The organism is Pseudomonas sp. FSL R10-2964 (assembly GCF_009600035.1).
In the GTDB taxonomy this organism is placed as follows: Bacteria; Pseudomonadota; Gammaproteobacteria; order Pseudomonadales; family Pseudomonadaceae; genus Aquipseudomonas; species Aquipseudomonas bubulae.
The window spans coordinates 41,423-59,870 of the sequence record NZ_WIWH01000030.1 but is presented as its reverse complement, the minus strand read 5'-3'; the positions used below and the strand labels follow the sequence as shown (position 1 = coordinate 59,870).

The window sequence follows — 18,448 nt, the reverse complement described above, 5'->3', positions numbered from 1 at the left end:
CTGCACGTTGCAGAGCGCCTGGGCGCTTGCAACGTGCAGCCTGGCAGGCTCAAGCAAGCAGGTGATCCACAGGCACACCCCCTGCAAACAGCTCATCGATCGGCGCCATCGCCAGTTGATCGATACGCGTGCTCTCGCTGTGAGACTCCCAGCGCTCCAGACTTTCAGCCAGCACACCGGGCTGTTGCGCATACTGCCCATACACATCTGCCCGGGTCGGCACCCGAAACCTCAGCAGGTACAAGCGCTTGCGGGTTTTATGGACATTGCTCATTTCGCGCATGAGCAGGTTCATGGCTTCTACCTGCTCTTCAAACGTACCGCCCGCACAGGTCATTACCTCACGGTACTTAACCCGCAGTTGCTGCGCGACGTGTTCAAGCGCCTGATCCACGAACAACACCTCACGCTCGGTCACCAGTGAACACCGGGCCTGCAGCGCTTGCTGGCTGCGGCGCAAAACCGCCCAGCAACTGGGAATATAACTGTCGATCATAAACGGCTGGCCTGCATCGACCCGTGGCTTGAGCCCCCCCTCTGATTCGGGTGCTGCACTGTTTTGCTCAAGTACCGCATGGCTGACGGCATGCTGGGTGATCGTCTTGCTAAGCGGATCCCACAGGACATGCGACCTCATCTCCTGAGCAAACTCCAGCGGCATAAAGTGGCGCAAGGTTCCGTGATGCTGATAAGGCTCTGCGAGCAAACGGCTCAGGCCCGCCACAAACACGCCAAAACCTGCGGGTACGTTCACGAAACTGAGTACCGTGCCTGCACAACAGGCCGACAATGGGCGGTTCATCCAGCTGCCGGGCACCCCGGGGACAGGATCGTTATGGTTAACCATGCGCTGATGCACCAGCCCCTGTGCCGCGCGAACAAAGGTTGCGTCCGCTGCGCGAGGGGCTCCGTACGTGTAGAGCTGCACCTCACAGGCCCTCAGCTGGATCAACATTTGGGCAAGGATCAAACCGATAGCCCCGCCCTGGCTGTGTCCGCAAATCAGTACGGCTTGCCCCCAGTGGAACTTGTCCATGTACCTGTCAACAAGCTCGTAAGCCTGCCTGGCGGCGTCGTAAAAACCGCCATGTACCTGGCCCTCACCCTCTTCAAAGGGTACTTGAGGGGCCTCTGCATCCTGTGACAAATCAGACCAGGTACAGGTGCTATGAACGGCAACCAAGACAACTTTATCGTTATGGCTCACAAAAACTTGTGCACCTGCGCCTTGAGCCCCAAAACGGATATCTCCGCGATAATGCACTGAAGACGGAGTTTCCTGAGCCATTCCGCAAAGCGGGTCATTGGCCGGGTACAGCACGGGGTCGAAAGGCACAATTTCCAAACGCGCCGAATACGGCACATCTTCATATAAAGGGTAATAGGACTTTGCCTGTTCCGGGCTGGCCCGCCAGCCCATCATGCTTGCCTCCCCAAAGGGATCTTGCACACGCGACATGCGGGCCGGCCCAGCAAATGAGCAGTTACCCAGGGTGGCCATCAACGCCAATTGATAGAGATTGAGCGCACAAAACTGCGGGTCCGTGGACAGCAGCGGGCACAAGGCCCGCAAGGGACGCACCTGCAGCACCGTATGACGCCCCTCTGCAATATGCACACCGAGCGGGCCACGCTCGACCGGGAACAGGCTCCCGGCCTCAGGCGGCAAATGAGAAACATGCTCGACCAGATGCCGCACTTCAATCTGGTAATAGTCACTGTCGGGATCAATGCATGGCGGCTTGCTCTGCGGGCGCGCACCGCTCCTGTCGAAGAAGCGGGTGCGCTCCGCCCTGACCTGAAGCTCGGTGATCTTGAGAGGGTAATGCGTTCGACCCATCAACCGCGAATACAGGCCATTGCTGGCGTCATGCAACTGCCTGAACATAAGCGCAAATGGCCCTTCAACGCCCTTGCGCACCCTGCCAACCCCCGAGGCATCCAGACGACCGCCGTGCCGTCTACCTCGCTGATCAACCAGCTCAAAGGCCAGCCCTGCATAGGCGGTACTCACCCCCTGGTCGTCAATCAGTTGAAAGCGGGTCTGACTGTAACGGCTTTGACGAAGGCGAGTGAACATCCGTGATTCCTATAAAACGTCCTATAAAACAGAGGGCACACTTCAGAATTCTTTAGAATTCAGAACAGGCTCCCCTCGGAACAAAGGAATGAAATTAACGGAGGCTCGAAAAAATTAATGTAAGACAATTCCTATTTTGTAGAAGGGTTAGGCTTATTTTGTAGATCCTTTCGTGCCCGTTTCGCAGAAAACAAAAAAGCCCCGACGCTTTACAGCGCCGGGGCTTTTTTATGACGCTACACAGCCTTAGCCGTTGAAGACGTCATCCACGCTTTTGAGCGGGTAGTTTTTCGGGTATGGCAGGGTTGCAACACCGGTCTCGATGGCAGCCTTGGCCACTGCATCGGAGATCAGAGTGATCAGGCGTGCATCCATTGGTTTCGGGATGATGTATTCACGACCGAATTCCAGCTTGATACCGCCGTAAGCGTCACACACTTCTTGTGGCACTGGCAGTTTGGCCAGTTCACGCAATGCGTTGGCTGCAGCGATTTTCATTTCTTCGTTGATGCGCTTGGCGCGAACGTCCAGGGCACCACGGAAGATGAAAGGGAAGCCCAGCACGTTGTTGACCTGGTTCGGGTAGTCCGAACGGCCAGTGGCCATGATCACGTCGTTACGGGTGGCGTGAGCCAGCTCCGGGGAGATTTCCGGATCCGGGTTCGAGCACGCGAACACGATCGGGTTAGGCGCCATGCGCAGCAAGTCTTCAGCGCTCAGCAGGTTCGGACCCGACAGGCCAACGAACACGTCTGCGCCGTCCATGGCATCAGCCAGGGTGCGCTTCTCGGTAGCATGGGCGAATGCCGACTTGTACTGGTTCAGGTCGTCACGGCCGGAGTGGATCACACCGGTACGGTCGATCATGTAGATGTTTTCGATGGTTGCGCCCATGCTCACCAGCAATTTCATGCAGGAGATGGCAGCAGCACCGGCGCCCAGGCAAACGATCTTGGCTTGCGCCAGGGTTTTGCCAGCGATTTCCAGGGCGTTGATCATGCCGGCCGCGGTCACGATAGCGGTGCCGTGCTGGTCATCATGGAATACAGGGATATCGCACTGCTCGATCAGAGCACGTTCGATCTCAAAGCACTCAGGTGCCTTGATGTCTTCGAGGTTGATGCCGCCGAAGGTAATGGAGATGCGTTTTACGGTGTCGATGAAAGCCTGTGGGCTCTCGGAATCAACTTCGATGTCGAAAACATCGATACCGGCAAAGCGCTTGAACAACACGCCTTTGCCTTCCATAACAGGTTTGGAGGCCAATGGGCCGAGATTACCCAGGCCCAGGATAGCGGTGCCATCAGAGATCACGGCTACCAGGTTGCCCTTGCCGGTGTACTTGTAGGCCAGTTCAGGGTCGCGGGCGATTTCGCGCACTGGTTCGGCTACACCCGGGCTGTATGCCAGCGCTAGATCGCGAGCAGTAGCGGTAGGTTTGGTAAGCTCGACACTCAGTTTGCCTGGACGTGGCTGGGCATGGTATTCGAGAGCGGCAGTTTTCAAATCAGACATGTGGGCATTCCGCTTTTTTTGCTGTTGGACAGACGAATCGCCGAGCATACGCGTGTCGCAAAGTCCCGACAAGACTGACCAGTCAGCAGTGTCAAGGCCTTTACCTTACGACTTTGGCCCAAGAGCCGCGCCCCATAAGGGCTGGAGTGTCCACAATCTGTATTTAAAATTGTCTACAACTTTTAGCGGGCAATGACTTTAAGCATTCCCGGATGAGTTAAAGGCAACATCCAGCGTGCCTGCCCGGCCTTCACGCCTGCACGCTGCGAACGATCCAGAACCCAACCTCTGGCCTCGACTTGCGCACCTTGCAACCTGGCCAGTTGCTTTTGATCGAAAGTGGGCAATTGCCTGAGCGCAATGTTCAACACCAGGCCGCCTTGCAGGTCGATCCAGAGCCCGCCCTGATTGCGCCGGACCTGACTGACCGTGCCACTCACCAGGGCGAAACCCGAGCGACGGATTTGTTGCGGCGCCAGCACCGGCGACTGCCGCCAAAGGCCCAGACGAGCCTTGCGCGCACTGCGCTCGGCGGCTTGCTGACAGTCAAGCAGCGCCACATTCGGCGCGATAGCCACCTGAAATCCCAGGCCGTCAGCCAGCAATCGGGCTTCAAGGTTGCTGCCATCGCCACCAAATACATGGGCCAGGGTGCGACCATAACGATCCCGGGCCTGTTTACCTGGCAGCAACCCGACACGGCCATCGCTCTGCGCCACCAGCGTTTGCAGGCGCTTGCGCGCCGCCTCGGCAAAGGGCTCGGCGGGTCGGCCTTTTTTGCCCGTCTCCGGGGCATTGAGGCCGATCATGCGCACGCTGCGGCCATCCTTGAGACGCAGGGTGTCGCCATCGGTCACCCGCTCCACCGTGGCGTAGGCCACAGCCCCTGGCGCCGGGCACAACGGCGCGGCCGAAACACTGGCCAGCCAAATCGCAGGCACAAAAAAGGCGCCCGCAAGGGACGCCTTTTTCAATAACCTGGCCAGACCCAAAAGCCTGCCCATGGTCATGCGCCTTACTCGGCGGCTTTTTTCGTAGCGCCGAAAGCACCGAAACGAGTTTTGAAGCGATCAACACGACCGCCAACGTCCAGAGTTTTCTGCTTACCGGTGTAGAACGGGTGGCACTCGTTGCATACGTCGGTGCCCAGTGGCTTGCACAGGTTCGAACGAGTTTCGAACTTGTTGCCGCAGCTGCAAGTTACCAGGATTGTTTCGTACGCTGGATGGATATCGGCTTTCATGGGGTATTCCTCTAGCGTGCCGCCACTCAACACCATTGTTGAATACCGCACGTAAAATTAGGGCGCCGATAATACCAGACCTTTGCATTGACGCAAGCGGCAAAGCATGATCCGCCTGCAAGTTTCACAGTTCATTGACCTGCCTTTTAGTCCCGCGCGGCGTTGTCTGCTAGGCTCCGGGCCATCTTTGCCGTTCATCACTTGAGAGCTCCGCGTGCCCGACGCCATTTTGCGCCTTGCCCTGCCTTCCCCCTTGCGCCGCCTGTTTGATTACCGGGCGCCTGCTGGCGTGCTGCGCAGTCAATTACAGCCCGGCATGCGCCTGCGGGTACCGTTCGGACGACGGGAGATGATTGGCATACTGGTCGAGGTGGTCGACCACAGCGAAGTACCAGCCGAAAAGCTCAAGGCCGCCATCGCACTGCTCGACGCCACGCCGCCGCTGCCCGCCTCTTTATTCAAGCTGTGCCTGTGGACGTCGCAGTACTACCAGCACAGCCTGGGCGACACCCTGAGCTGGGCGTTGCCAGTATTGCTGCGCCAGGGTGAGCTGGCCGAAACGCGCCAGGAACGATTCTGGCAGATTGCCCCGGGCGCCCGGCTTGACGACCCCCGTGTTGCCCGCGCTCCACGCCAGCGTGAAGCACTGGCCACCCTCGCCCAGCACCCCCACGGCGTGGCGCATCAACTGTTAAGCAAGTTGATGCTGAGCAAGGACAGCCTCGACCTGCTGCTGGCCAAGGAGCTGGTCACTGTCGAGATCCGCCGCCATGCACCCAGTGAGCGCCATGAACATTGGCTGGCTCAGCCCGAGTTGCCGCTCAACGACGAGCAACGCGCTGCCTACGAAGCGATTCGCGCAGGTTTCGACCACTTCCATGCCTTCCTGCTGGCCGGGGTCACTGGCAGCGGCAAGACCGAAGTGTATTTGCAATTGATCCGTGAAACCCTCCAGGCCGGCAAGCAGGCGCTGGTGCTGATCCCGGAAATCAACCTGGGGCCGCAAACCCTGGCCCGCTTCGAACAACGCTTCAATGCCCGTATTGCGCTGGTGCATTCTGCGGTCAATGACCGCGAGCGCCTGGAAAGCTGGCTGGCAGCCCGTGATGGCGAAGCCGACATTATTATTGGCACGCGTTCAGCGCTGTTCACCCCGATGAAAAACCCGGGGCTGATCATTATCGACGAAGAGCACGACGGCTCTTATAAACAGCAGGAAGGTTTGCGCTACCACGCCCGCGACCTGGCACTGGTGCGTGCCCGGCAGGAAAACATCCCCATCGTACTCGGCTCCGCAACGCCATCACTGGAAAGCCTGCACAACGCCTACACCGGCCGTTACGGCTTGCTGCGCCTGAACGAGCGTGCTGGCGGGGCCAAACAGCCTCGTTTCCTGCGCCTGGATGTGAAAAGCCGTCCCCTGGACAGCGGCATTTCCGGGCCGATGCAACAGGCCATCGGCCAGACCCTCGCTGCGGGCCAGCAAGTACTGGTGTTTTTGAACCGTCGAGGCTTCGCGCCGACATTGCTGTGCCATGACTGTGGCTGGATGTCTGAATGCCAGCGCTGCGATGCGCGCATGACCGTTCATCAGCGCTCTGGCGAGCTACGCTGCCATCACTGCGGCTACGTCGAGCGCGTTCCGCGCAACTGCCCGCAATGCGGCAAAGTCGACCTGCGGCCTGTAGGTGCCGGGACTGAGCGCGCCGAAGAGCGGCTGGGGATTTTGTTCCCCGACTACCCGGTACTGCGGGTAGATCGAGACAGTACCTCGCGCAAGGACGCGATGAACCAACTGTTTGCCACGATCCAGAAGGGCCAGCCGTGCATACTGATCGGCACACAAATGCTCGCCAAAGGCCATCACTTCCCCCGGGTGACGCTGGTATCGATCCTGGATGCCGATGGCGGCCTGTTCTCCGGCGACTTCCGCGCCAGCGAGCGCATGGCCCAGCTGATCGTTCAGGTCGCGGGCCGGGCCGGCCGGGCTGAAGAGCCGGGCAAGGTGATTATCCAGACCCATCTGGCCGACCACCCGCTGCTGATCCAACTGACCGAGCAGGGTTACTTCGCCTTCGCCGAACAGGCCCTGAGCGAACGCCGGGCGGCAGGGCTGCCGCCTTTCGCCCATCTGGCGCTGCTGCGCGCAGAAGCCCACAAACCGGGACAAGCCGAAGGTTTTCTGGATGAAGCCTGCAGCGAGGCTGAACGCCTGCTGGGTGAGCTGAACCTGGGGGGTATCGAGTTGCTCGGCCCCGTGCCTGCGCCAATGGAGCGCAGGGCCGGACGCTATCGTGCTCAACTACTATTACAGGCCAATGCCCGTGCACCGCTGCATCGTTTACTGAGCCAATGGCTGCTGGTCCTTGAGCAAATGCCCAGCGGTCGACAGGTGCGCTGGTCGCTGGACGTGGACCCGGTAGACCTTTATTGAGTCACCTCATGACCCCCGTGGGAGCGGGCTTGCTCGCGATGCAGACGACGCGGTACAACTTGAAAACCGCAGCGATGCCATCGCGAGCAAGCTCGCGCCCACCGTTTTGAAGTAATAACCGAACACCGCAGATCCATAACCCGCCTGCTAAGGTTGGCAAGGCCGACCTTGCAACGGATAATACCCAGTTTTTCCACCTGCGCACTGAAGCGCTACCGCGCTTGCGGTCGAAAGAGAAGACCATGAAAGACACCATTCGCCAGCTTATTCAACAAGCCCTAGCTCAACTCGTCACAGAAGGTGTGTTGCCTGAAGGCCTGACGCCAGCGATTCAGGTGGAAAACGCCCGTGACAAAACCCACGGCGACTTCGCCAGCAACATCGCCATGATGCTGGCCAAGCCTGCGGGTATGAAACCCCGTGATCTGGCTGAAAAAATCATCGCGGCACTGCCCGCCGATGAGCAGATCAGCAAAACCGAAATCGCCGGCCCTGGCTTCCTGAATTTCTTCCAGAACACCCAGGCCCTGGCTTCGCGCCTCGACGCGGCCCTGGCTGACGAGAAAATCGGTGTACGCAAGGCCACCCCGGCCATGCGTACCGTGATCGACATGTCCGCGCCCAACCTGGCCAAAGAGATGCATGTGGGCCACTTGCGCTCCACCATCATTGGCGATGGCGTGGCCCGTGTACTGGAATTCCTCGGCGACGAGGTGATTCGCCAAAACCACGTAGGCGACTGGGGCACCCAGTTCGGCATGCTGATGGCCTATCTGGAAGAAAACCCGATCACCAGCGACGAGCTGTCCGATCTGGAAAACTTCTACCGCGCCGCGAAAAAACGCTTTGACGAGTCCCCGGAGTTCGCCGACCGTGCCCGTAGCCTGGTGGTCAAGCTGCAAGCCGGTGACCCGGACTGCCTGGCGCTGTGGACCAAGTTCAAAGACATCTCACTGTCGCACTGCCAGAAAATCTACGAGCAGTTGAACGTTAAACTGACCATGGCTGACGTAATGGGCGAAAGCGCCTACAACGACGACCTGATCAACGTGGTCAACGACCTCAAGGCCAAGGGCATGCTGGTCGAGAGCAACGGCGCCCAGTGCGTGTTCCTCGACGAGTTCAAGAATGCCGAAGGCGAGCCGCTGCCCGTCATCATCGTCAAGGCCGACGGCGGCTATCTATACGCCACCACTGACTTGGCAGCCATTCGCTATCGCAGCGGCGTATTGAAAGCCGATCGCGCCCTGTACTTCGTCGATCAGCGCCAGGCCCTGCACTTCCAGCAGGTGTTTGCGGTTGCGCGCAAGGCCGGTTTCATCACCCATCCGATGGAAATGGAACACATGGGCTTCGGCACCATGAACGGCGCCGATGGCCGTCCATTCAAGACCCGTGATGGCGGTACGGTTAAACTCATTGACCTGCTCAACGAAGCCAAAGAACGTGCCTACACGTTGGTTAAAGAGAAAAACCCGGAGTTGCCTGAAGACGAACTGCGTGCCATCGCCAAAGTTGTCGGCATTGGCGCGGTGAAATACGCCGACCTGTCCAAGCACCGCACCAGCGACTACAGCTTCAACTTCGACTTGATGCTGAACTTTGAAGGCAATACCGCACCTTACCTGCTGTACGCCTACACCCGCGTTGCGGGCGTGTTCCGTAAACTGGGCAAGGGCTTTGAAGAAGTGCAGGGCCAGATCGTGCTTGAAGCCCCGCAAGAACAGGAACTGGCTGCCAAGCTGGCGCAGTTCGGCGAGGTGCTGAACAACGTGGCCGAAAAAGGCACGCCTCATACCCTCTGTACTTACCTGTACGAAGTGGCCGGCCTGTTCTCCAGCTTTTACGAGAACTGCCCGATCCTGAGCGCCGAAGACGAAGCACAGAAACAGAGCCGCTTGCGTCTGGCGGCACTGGCAGGCCGTACCCTCAAGCAAGGCCTGGAACTGCTGGGTCTGGAAACCCTGGAGCGCATGTAAGTTGGCCGCCAAGAAGAAACCAGTACCCAAGCGTGGTGCCAGCCGGTATCAGGCGCCCGCCAAAAAGCCGATCCCGGGCTGGCTATGGATGGCCATCGGCCTGACCGTGGGCGCCTTTATCGTGTTTCTGATGAAGCTCGAACCCGGCCAGGGTGATGACGTCAAACGGGTCAAGCAGGAGCAGCAGAAAGCCACGAAAGTGGCCGAAGCCAACAAGACCGCGCCGAGCCCGACTCAGCCGGCCAAGCCCAAGTACGACTTCTATACCTTGCTGCCCGAGTCTGAAGTGCTCGTGCCGCCAGAAGCCGTGCCCGAGAAGACCCTGCCTACACCACAAACCGCGCCGCTGGCACCGGTAACACCGGCTGAAGCAGCCAAAATCGACACCGCCCGCGCCCAGGCAGCCTTGAGCGGAATCACTCCGCCTCCAGCGCCACCTGTCGTCAAGGCGGCACCGGTTACCAAGTTCTTCCTGCAAGCGGGCTCGTTCCGCAAACAGGCCGATGCCGAAAAAGTACGCGCGCAAATCATCCTGCTGGGCCAGACCGCTACGGTTGAAGCCGGCACGGTGAAAGACGAAACCTGGTACCGGGTGCTGGTTGGCCCGTTCAGCAATCGCGACCAGTTGACGGTGGCCCAAAAGCAATTGGCGGGCGGCGGTTTCAACAACCTGTTGTTGCAACAGCGCCGCTGACAGCAGCCGCTCCCACGGGATTACGCTACACCCTGTGGGAGCGGGCTTGCTCGCGATGGCATCACCGCGATCAGCCTGACACTGCGGGTCGTCTGCATTTCGAGCAAGCCCGCTCCCACAACATCTTCGCCAAATCCTGCCTCCCCGTTCATCCCCATTCCCTCCCCGCTGTTGAAAAATCCGCGACAACCCCCATATGTATTTCCATCAGGCATTTTCGCCCCGCTGCGTGGAGACTCTCCCTTGACCACCATCGTTTCAGTACGCCGCCACGGCAAAGTCGTCATGGCTGGCGACGGCCAGGTTTCTCTTGGCAATACCGTGATGAAAGGCAACGCGAAAAAAGTCCGTCGCCTCTATCACGGCCAGGTCATCGCCGGTTTCGCCGGTGCCACCGCTGATGCATTCACCCTGTTCGAACGCTTTGAAGGCCAGCTTGAAAAGCACCAGGGCCATCTGGTTCGCGCCGCTGTCGAGTTGGCCAAAGAATGGCGTACCGACCGCTCGCTGAGCCGCCTGGAAGCCATGCTGGCCGTAGCCAACAAGGACGCATCCTTGATCATCACCGGCAACGGTGACGTGGTTGAGCCTGAAGACGGCTTGATCGCAATGGGTTCGGGCGGTGCATTCGCCCAGGCAGCGGCCCGTGCCCTGCTGATGAAGACCGAACTGTCGGCCCGCGAAATCGCTGAAACAGCACTCGGTATTGCTGGCGATATCTGCGTATTCACCAACCACAACATCACTATTGAGGAGCAGGACCTCGCTGAATAAGTCACCTGCCGGGCCGCTTCAACGGCCCGTTTGTGAACCTTGATTCTGCTAGAGGAACGCCAATTATTATGTCCATGACTCCCCGCGAAATTGTCCACGAACTCAATCGCCACATCATCGGCCAGGACGATGCCAAGCGCGCCGTTGCCATCGCGCTGCGTAACCGCTGGCGCCGGATGCAACTGCCGGAAGAACTGCGCGTTGAAGTCACACCAAAAAACATCTTGATGATCGGCCCTACCGGCGTCGGTAAAACCGAGATCGCCCGTCGTCTGGCCAAATTGGCCAACGCACCGTTCATCAAGGTTGAAGCGACCAAGTTCACCGAAGTTGGCTATGTAGGCCGCGACGTCGAGTCGATCATCCGTGATCTGGCTGATGCTGCAATCAAGCTGCTGCGCGAACAGGAAATCGTAAAGGTTCGCCACCGTGCCGAAGACGCCGCCGAAGAGCGCATCCTCGACGCCCTGCTGCCTCCTGCCCGCACATTCGGCGAAGAAGCCGCCGTACCGCAGGATTCCAACACTCGCCAGCTGTTCCGCAAGCGTCTGCGTGAAGGCCAGCTGGACGACAAGGAAATCGAAATCGAAGTCGCCGATGCTGTTGGTGTGGACATCTCCGCGCCGCCTGGCATGGAAGAAATGACCAACCAGTTGCAAAGCCTGTTTGCCAACATGGGCAAAGGCAAGCGCAAGAGCCGCAAGCTGAAAGTCAAAGAAGCCCTGAAAATGGTGCGTGACGAAGAAGCCGGTCGCCTGGTTAATGACGAAGAACTCAAGGCCAAGGCCCTGGAAGCGGTCGAACAGCACGGTATCGTGTTTATCGATGAAATCGACAAAGTGGCCAAGCGCGGTAATGTCGGTGGCGCCGATGTGTCCCGCGAAGGTGTGCAGCGCGACCTGCTGCCGCTGATCGAAGGTTGCACCGTCAATACCAAACTGGGCATGGTCAAGACCGACCACATCCTGTTTATCGCCTCCGGCGCGTTCCACCTGAGCAAGCCAAGCGACCTGGTGCCCGAGCTGCAAGGCCGTCTGCCGATCCGCGTTGAACTCAAGGCGCTGTCGCCACAGGATTTCGAACGCATCCTCAGCGAGCCGCACGCTTCGTTGACCGAGCAATACCGCGAGCTGCTGAAAACCGAAGGCCTGAACATCGAGTTCATGCCTGAAGGCATCAAGCGCCTGGCCGAAATTGCCTGGCAGGTGAACGAGAAAACCGAGAATATCGGTGCCCGCCGTCTGCACACGCTGCTTGAACGTTTGCTCGAAGAGGTGTCCTTCAGCGCCGGTGATATCGCCAGTGCGCAGAATGAGGAGCCTATCCGCATCGACGCCGAATACGTCAACAGCCACCTGGGCGAACTGGCCGAGAACGAAGACCTCTCGCGCTACATCTTGTAAGCCCTTTGCACCTGTAGCCGCTCTCAGCGGCTACAGCGCTTGTGCAATGACCTAAGGTTATGACCATGATCCCCAGTGCCATCAACCTGCACAAAGCTTCTAAGACCCTCACCCTCAAATACCCGTCCGGCGAAGAGCACCACCTGCCGGCCGAGTTTCTGCGCGTGCACTCGCCGTCTGCCGAGGTCCAGGGCCACGGCAATCCGATTCTGCAATTTGGCAAGATCAATGTCGGCTTGAGCAAGATCGAACCCGCAGGCCAGTACGCGTTGAAACTGACCTTCGATGACGGTCACGACAGCGGGCTGTTTACCTGGGACTACCTCTACCAGCTTGGCGTGCGCCAGCAAGAGCTGTGGGCGGATTACTTGCAGGAACTGAAAAAAGCCGGCAAGTCCCGCGACCCTTCGGTGTCGGTGGTCAAATTGATGCTCTGAGCCGGCTGCAGCTTTTTTGTAGCCGCTGAGGCGCGCGCAGCGAGGCTGCGCCCGGCGGCGAAGCCGTCGTAGAACCATCCACTCCGGTTATTCAGATGCACTGCGTTTACCGGATTTACGACGGCTTCGCCGCCGGGCGCAGCCTCGCGCGGCTCGTCAGCGGCTACAAAGTGGAAGTCGTTCCCTTGGCATCAACCGCTGGCGCTTTAGGCGCTACTGGTTTCTTGGCCGCAGGTTTTTTGGCGGCCGGTTTGGCGGCTGCTGGCTTGCTCGCGGCCGCAGGAGCTTTAACAGCAGCGGGCTTGGCTGCAGGTTTGGCCGCAGGCTTGGCAGCCGCTTTGGCAACCGCAGGTTTTGCCGCAGCCTTGGCCGGTGCCGCCTTGCTCGCAACCGGCGCCTTGCTGGCCGCAACTTTGGCAGCCGCCGCAGTCAGCTTCTCGATATGCTTGGTCAGGGTCTCGACCTTGGCATGCAGCGCCTTGACCTCATCACGGCTGGGGACACCCAAGCGGGTAATGGCGCTATTAAGGCGCTTGTCGAAAGCCTCTTCGAACTCGCCCCACTTTTCCAGGGCCAGATCCTTGACATCTTCAACCCGCGAGCGCGCGGACGATGTCGACGATTTAACGCCCTCGGCCACTTTGTGCCCGGCATCCTTGGCCAGTTTTTCGGCCTTTTCGCCATCCTTGACCAGGGTGTCGAAGAGCTTGCTGCCATCGGTATCAATTTTCGAGTACACACCCAAACCTGCGAGCCAGATTTTTCGTGAGTACTCTTCCACCTTGCCTACCCAGGTGTTGCTGTCTTTAGCAGTCGGTTTTTTCGCAGCCATCGTGTTCCCCTTAATGTCATGTCGCGACGCCGGTGAGCAGGATCGTCGAATCATCAAGATGAACAAAGGTGCTCACCTGCATCAGGTTTAGACGTTAAACCGCCTTGTATCAAGGGCGCGGCCGCTATTAGACCGGCAACACGACTACGCCAGCGCCTTATCCAGCGAGCGTTCGATTTCCGACTGGATCATGCCGCTCATCGCCGACATCAACAGGCCCAGTTCCACATCGACCTTGACGTTGTTGTCGCTGATTAGCAGGGTGCCATTCACTCCCGAGCGCTTCAGTTTTACCGTGTCGCCCGCCCAGGTAGGGGTCAGGCCATACTGGCTGGCCAGTTTCTCGACCAAAGGACGGGCTTTCTCACGTGCGGCCTCAAGGCCCAGACTGTGGGTACGTTCAACGCTGATACGCGCCATGGCGTGGCTCCTGATAAATAAAGCCGCCACTATACATTCACCCTCGCCAAGACAAAGCCGGCCACCGGGATTAGAATGGCCAGCATTCTCTTTTGGTGACAGCGATATGACTGATCAGCGCAAAGGCAGCGATGCCGAACCCACCACTCACTTCGGCTTCAAAAACGTACCGGAAAGCCAGAAGGCCGAGAAAGTCGCCGAGGTTTTCCACTCTGTAGCCGGCAAATATGACCTGATGAACGACGTTCTGTCAGGCGGCATGCACCGTCTGTGGAAGCGTTTTACCATCGAGCTGTCCGGTGTACGCCCGGGCAACAAGGTGCTGGACATCGCTGGCGGTACCGGCGACCTGGCCCGCAAGTTCTCCCATCTGGTTGGCCCTACCGGCCAGGTCGTGCTGGCTGATATCAACGCGTCCATGCTCAAAGTCGGCCGTGACCGCCTGCTGGACAAGGGCGTAGCCGGCAATATCGAGTTCGTTCAGGCCGACGCTGAAAAGCTGCCGTTCCCGGACAACTATTTCGATTGCGTGACCATCGCTTTCGGCCTGCGCAACGTGACCCACAAGGAAGACGCCCTGCGCTCCATGCTGCGCGTGCTGAAGCCGGGCGGCCGCCTGTTGGTACTGGAGTTCTCCAAGCCGACCAACGCGCTGATGTCCAAGGTCTACGACACCTACTCGTTCGCTTTCATGCCGATGGTGGGCAAGCTGATCCTCAACGACCCGGAAAGCTATCGCTACCTGGCAGAATCGATCCGCATGCACCCGGACCAGGAAACCCTGAAGTCGATGATGGTCGAGGCCGGTTTTGACCGCGTGACCTATCACAACATGACCTCAGGTATCGTCGCCCTGCATCGCGGCATCAAGCCCTGATGTTGCTGCGCGGCCTTCTCGCCAGCGTCGAACACGGCGTCAACCGCGTATTGCGGCTGGACAGCACGGCCCTGGCGCGTTTGCGCCCCTTGACCGGCAAGTTGATTGCCGTCGATTGCGCCAGCCCCTCGCTGCACCTGTTTATTCTGCCCAGCGAAGAAGGCCTGATGCTGGCGAGCCAATGGGCAGCCGAGCCTGACTGCACCCTGCGCGCGCCTGCCTCCAGCCTGTTGCGCCTTGCTCTGAGCAAGGACAAGAGCGCCATCCTGCACAGCCCTGAAGTCGAACTCGAAGGCGACAGCGCTGTGTTGATGGAATTGGCGGCGGTGCTGCAAGACCTGGAACTGGATTGGGAGTATGAACTTTCGAACTGGATCGGGCCTGTGGCAACGGCATTGATCGGTGGCCATGTACGCAGCCGCGCCAACTGGTATCAACAAGGTTTCGCCAGCATCAACCAGAACCTGGCCGAATACCTGAGCGAAGAAGCCCGCACTTTGGTCGGAGAACGTGAGGCGCAAGCGCGCTTTGACGAGCTGGACCAACTCAAACTCGACCTGGATCGCCTTGAGGCGCGCTTCGAGCGCCTTTGCCGATCCCTCAATTCCAGCGATAACGCATGAAGCTGCTTGCCATACGCCGTTTGTTCCGCATCCAGCGCGTCGTCATTCGCTACCGGCTCGATGACCTGCTGTTCGCCCTGCCCTTGCCGTGGTGGATGTTGTCCCTGCGCTATGCACTGCCGTGGCGCTGGTTCCCGCGCAAAAAACTGGAGCTGAGCCGCGGTGCCGCCCTGCGCCTGGCGTTACAGGATCTGGGGCCGATTTTCATCAAGTTCGGCCAGATCCTTTCGACCCGCCGCGACCTGCTGCCCGCCGATATCGCCGATGAGCTGATGCTGCTGCAAGACCGCGTACCGCCGTTTGACCCGCAGTTGGCAGTCAAGCTGATCGAAGAACAGCTCGGTGCCCGGATCAGTGAAGTGTTCAGCCGTTTTGATATCGAACCACTGGCCTCGGCCTCGGTGGCCCAGGTTCACTCGGCCAAACTCAAGACCGGCGAAGAAGTGGTGGTCAAGGTTGTACGCCCGGGCCTCAAGCCGATCATCGGCTCCGACCTGGCCTGGCTGTTTATCCTCGCCCGCACTGCCGAGCGTTTGAGCGCAGACGCCCGCCTGCTGCATCCGGTGGATGTGGTCAGTGACTACGAAAAAACCATTTACGACGAACTCGATCTGTTGCGTGAAGCAGCCAATGCCAGCCAGCTCAAGCGCAACTTCGAAGGCTCGCCGCTGATGTATGTGCCGCAAGTCTACTGGGACTGGTGCCGCCCGAAAGTGTTGGTGATGGAGCGCATCTACGGGATCCAGGTCACCGACCTTGCGGCCCTGGCCGATCAGCGCACCGACATGAAAATGCTGGCCGAGCGTGGCGTGGAGATTTTCTTCACCCAGGTGTTCCGCGACAGCTTCTTTCACGCCGACATGCACCCCGGCAACATTTTTGTCAGCACCGTGAACCCGTGGGCCCCGCAATACATCGCCATCGACTGCGGCATTGTCGGCAGCCTGACCCCCGAGGACCAGGACTATCTGGCGCGCAACCTGTTCGCCTTTTTCAAGCGCGATTACCGGCGCGTGGCGCAGTTGCACATCGATTCAGGCTGGGTACCGGCGCACACCAAGCTCAACGAGTTTGAAGCGGCGATCCGCACCGTCTGTGAGCCGATCTTCGAAAAGCCGCTGAAGGAGATTTCCTTTGGCCAGGTGCTTATGCGCCTGTTCCAAACTGCGCGACGCTTCAATATGGAAGTCCAGCCACAGTTGGTGCTGCTGCAAAAAACCCTGCTCAATATCGAAGGCCTGGGCCGCCAGCTGTACCCCGACCTGGATTTGTGGAGTACCGCCCAGCCGTTCCTTGAGCGCTGGATGCGTGAGCGCGTCAGCCCCAAGACCCTGCTGCGCAACCTGCACAGCCAGGTCGAGCAGATCCCGCATCTGGCCGGCATGACCCGCGACTTGCTCGAACGCATGTCGCAGCCCCATGCCCATAACAAACAATTGGTCGTGCGCGAACCCCGTGACAGCTGGTTCCTGCGCCTGATCGGTGCCGGGCATCTGGCCGCTGGCGCATTACTGGCCAGTATTGGCCCGCTACACACTGCAGGCTATTGGCCTGCCGGCATAATGCTGGCCGTGGGCTTGTATCTGATCGTGCGCCGATAGCCAGCCCCGGTCGAGGCTGGCAAACTGTTAATTCACCAGGCCTCAGCCACAGGGCTGAGGCAGGTTGTCGGAGTCGAACATGAAAGACTGGCTGGACGAGATCAAATGGGACAACGACGGCCTGGTGCCGGCGATTGCCCAGGACCACAAAACCGGGCGCGTACTGATGATGGCCTGGATGAACCGCGAGGCACTGAGCCTGACGGCAACCGAGAACCGTGCCATCTACTGGTCACGTTCCCGTGGCAAGCTGTGGCGCAAGGGCGAAGAGTCCGGCCATGTGCAAAAGCTGCATGAAATGCGCCTGGACTGCGACGCCGACGTGATCATCCTGATGGTCGAACAAATCGGTGATATCGCCTGCCATACCGGCCGTCAGAGCTGCTTCTACCGCGTGTACGAAAACGCCGAGTGGAAGATCGTCGACCCGGTACTTAAAGATCCGAACGCCATTTACCAAGCAGGGCACTCCCATGACTGACACTCTGAGCCGCGTAGCCCAAGTGCTCGAAGCCCGCAAAGGCGCAACCCCGGACAGCTCCTATGTGGCCAGTCTGTACCACAAGGGCCTGAACAAGATTCTGGAAAAGGTCGGCGAAGAGTCGATCGAGACCATCATCGCCGCCAAGGACGCTGCCATCAGCGGTGATTGCAGCGATGTCATCTACGAAACAGCCGATCTGTGGTTCCATAGCATGATCATGCTGGCCCAGCTGGGGCAGCATCCTCAGGCCGTACTGGATGAACTGGAACGTCGTATCGGCACCTCCGGCCATGTGGAAAAAGCCTCGCGGCCGTCCACCTAACCCTTATTTGCAAAGGAACAGATCATGGGCATTTTTGACTGGAAACACTGGATCGTCATTCTGGTAGTCGTAGTCCTTGTCTTCGGCACCAAAAAACTGAAAAACCTGGGTACGGATGTCGGCGAATCGATCAAGGGCTTTCGCAAGGCCATGAACGACGACGAAAAGCCTGCCGAGCCCGTGGTTCCACCTGCGCAGCCAACCGCCGCGCCGCAGCCGCACACCACTTCGACCCTGAACGAGCCGCACACCATCGACGTGCAGGCGCAAAAAGTCGAAGAGCCGACCCGCAAAGACGTGTGAGCCAAAACTAATGTTCGGTATCAGCTTCAGTGAACTGCTGCTCGTCGGCCTGGTGGCCCTGCTGGTGCTCGGCCCCGAGCGCTTGCCGGGTGCTGCACGCACGGCGGGCCTGTGGATCGGGCGCCTGAAACGCAGCTTTAATGCGATCAAACAGGAAGTTGAACGGGAAATCGGCGCGGACGAAATACGTCGGCAGCTGCACAACGAACATATCCTGTCGATGGAAGAGGAAGCCAAGAAAATTCTGGCTCCGCTGCAGGACGCTGTGAAGCCGTTAACGCCCACCGAGCCACCTGTCAGTACCGCTCCCGTCGCACACCCAGAGTCTGCGAGCGCTGCGCCCGTGACCCTGAGCAAAACCGCGTCCGCCCCTGCGCCGCAACCGGCAGCGCCACACGACCCCACCCTGCCACCGCGAGCCCCTTAA

Annotated in this window: 19 protein-coding genes; 13 read left to right on the top strand and 6 right to left on the bottom strand. The window is 59.3% G+C overall.

The window, feature by feature from the left end; all coding sequences use genetic code 11:
* Positions 1-49: 49 nt before the first annotated feature.
* From GHN92_RS17060 to rpmE, 4 genes are all read right to left on the bottom strand, one after another.
* The gene (locus GHN92_RS17060; protein ID WP_256666476.1) at positions 50-2,080 is read right to left on the bottom strand and encodes a lipase family protein; all 2,031 of its coding nucleotides are present in this window, start codon (positions 2,078-2,080) and stop codon (positions 50-52) included.
* Between the two features lie 246 nt (positions 2,081-2,326).
* Positions 2,327-3,595, bottom strand: coding sequence for a malic enzyme-like NAD(P)-binding protein (locus GHN92_RS17055; protein ID WP_095000845.1), 1,269 nt, complete (start codon positions 3,593-3,595; stop codon positions 2,327-2,329).
* A gap of 182 nt (positions 3,596-3,777) precedes the next feature.
* Positions 3,778-4,605: a thermonuclease family protein gene (locus tag GHN92_RS17050; RefSeq protein ID WP_133143886.1), complete on the bottom strand. Its 828-nt coding sequence runs from the start codon at positions 4,603-4,605 to the stop codon at positions 3,778-3,780.
* A gap of 5 nt (positions 4,606-4,610) precedes the next feature.
* The gene (gene rpmE, locus GHN92_RS17045) at positions 4,611-4,838 is read right to left on the bottom strand and encodes a 50S ribosomal protein L31 (RefSeq protein ID WP_016783180.1); all 228 of its coding nucleotides are present in this window, start codon (positions 4,836-4,838) and stop codon (positions 4,611-4,613) included.
* A gap of 214 nt (positions 4,839-5,052) precedes the next feature.
* Here rpmE and GHN92_RS17040 point away from each other — a divergent pair, with 214 nt between their 5' ends.
* From GHN92_RS17040 to GHN92_RS17015, 6 genes are all read left to right on the top strand, one after another.
* Positions 5,053-7,272 carry a primosomal protein N' gene (locus tag GHN92_RS17040; RefSeq protein ID WP_178102639.1) on the top strand — a complete coding sequence of 740 codons (2,220 nt, stop codon included), beginning with the start codon at positions 5,053-5,055 and terminating at the stop codon, positions 7,270-7,272.
* Positions 7,273-7,514: 242 nt separating this feature from the next.
* Positions 7,515-9,251 carry an arginine--tRNA ligase gene (gene argS / locus GHN92_RS17035; RefSeq protein WP_095017730.1) on the top strand — a complete coding sequence of 579 codons (1,737 nt, stop codon included), beginning with the start codon at positions 7,515-7,517 and terminating at the stop codon, positions 9,249-9,251.
* 1 nt (position 9,252) lies between these two features.
* A complete protein-coding gene (locus GHN92_RS17030; RefSeq protein WP_095000840.1) occupies positions 9,253-9,945 on the top strand; it encodes an SPOR domain-containing protein in 693 nt (230 codons plus the stop codon).
* A 243-nt stretch (positions 9,946-10,188) separates the two neighbouring features.
* Positions 10,189-10,719, top strand: a complete 531-nt coding sequence (gene hslV, locus GHN92_RS17025; RefSeq protein WP_016783176.1) for an ATP-dependent protease subunit HslV — start codon at positions 10,189-10,191, stop codon at positions 10,717-10,719.
* 68 nt (positions 10,720-10,787) lie between these two features.
* Positions 10,788-12,122 carry an ATP-dependent protease ATPase subunit HslU gene (gene hslU, locus GHN92_RS17020; protein WP_083369675.1) on the top strand — a complete coding sequence of 445 codons (1,335 nt, stop codon included), beginning with the start codon at positions 10,788-10,790 and terminating at the stop codon, positions 12,120-12,122.
* Positions 12,123-12,187: 65 nt separating this feature from the next.
* Positions 12,188-12,559: a gamma-butyrobetaine hydroxylase-like domain-containing protein gene (locus tag GHN92_RS17015; RefSeq protein ID WP_169916155.1), complete on the top strand. Its 372-nt coding sequence runs from the start codon at positions 12,188-12,190 to the stop codon at positions 12,557-12,559.
* A 163-nt stretch (positions 12,560-12,722) separates the two neighbouring features.
* Here GHN92_RS17015 and GHN92_RS17010 read toward each other — a convergent pair whose 3' ends face one another.
* Positions 12,723-13,391, bottom strand: a complete 669-nt coding sequence (locus GHN92_RS17010; RefSeq protein WP_095000838.1) for a phasin family protein — start codon at positions 13,389-13,391, stop codon at positions 12,723-12,725.
* 144 nt (positions 13,392-13,535) lie between these two features.
* Positions 13,536-13,811 (bottom strand): polyhydroxyalkanoic acid system family protein, encoded by a 276-nt coding sequence (locus tag GHN92_RS17005; protein ID WP_095000837.1) that lies wholly within the window; start codon positions 13,809-13,811, stop codon positions 13,536-13,538.
* A 106-nt stretch (positions 13,812-13,917) separates the two neighbouring features.
* Between GHN92_RS17005 and ubiE the strand changes: the two genes are divergently transcribed.
* The 7 genes from ubiE to tatB all read left to right on the top strand — a co-directional run bounded on the left by ubiE (position 13,918) and on the right by tatB (position 18,448).
* Complete coding sequence (gene ubiE / locus GHN92_RS17000) at positions 13,918-14,688, top strand: bifunctional demethylmenaquinone methyltransferase/2-methoxy-6-polyprenyl-1,4-benzoquinol methylase UbiE (RefSeq protein WP_095000836.1); 771 nt, start codon at positions 13,918-13,920, stop codon at positions 14,686-14,688.
* Entirely contained in the window at positions 14,688-15,311 is a 624-nt protein-coding gene (locus GHN92_RS16995; protein WP_095000835.1) for an SCP2 domain-containing protein, read from the top strand. The genes ubiE and GHN92_RS16995 overlap by 1 nt, the downstream gene beginning before the upstream one ends.
* Positions 15,308-16,912 carry a ubiquinone biosynthesis regulatory protein kinase UbiB gene (ubiB, locus tag GHN92_RS16990; protein WP_095000834.1) on the top strand — a complete coding sequence of 535 codons (1,605 nt, stop codon included), beginning with the start codon at positions 15,308-15,310 and terminating at the stop codon, positions 16,910-16,912. The genes GHN92_RS16995 and ubiB overlap by 4 nt, the downstream gene beginning before the upstream one ends.
* Before the next feature lie 79 nt (positions 16,913-16,991).
* Positions 16,992-17,393, top strand: a complete 402-nt coding sequence (hisI, locus tag GHN92_RS16985) for a phosphoribosyl-AMP cyclohydrolase (protein WP_095023783.1) — start codon at positions 16,992-16,994, stop codon at positions 17,391-17,393.
* Positions 17,386-17,718, top strand: coding sequence for a phosphoribosyl-ATP diphosphatase (locus GHN92_RS16980; protein ID WP_095000832.1), 333 nt, complete (start codon positions 17,386-17,388; stop codon positions 17,716-17,718). Before hisI ends, GHN92_RS16980 begins: the two co-directional genes overlap by 8 nt.
* Before the next feature lie 24 nt (positions 17,719-17,742).
* A complete protein-coding gene (locus tag GHN92_RS16975; protein WP_019825245.1) occupies positions 17,743-18,021 on the top strand; it encodes a twin-arginine translocase TatA/TatE family subunit in 279 nt (92 codons plus the stop codon).
* A 10-nt stretch (positions 18,022-18,031) separates the two neighbouring features.
* Complete coding sequence (tatB, locus tag GHN92_RS16970; protein WP_095000831.1) at positions 18,032-18,448, top strand: Sec-independent protein translocase protein TatB; 417 nt, start codon at positions 18,032-18,034, stop codon at positions 18,446-18,448.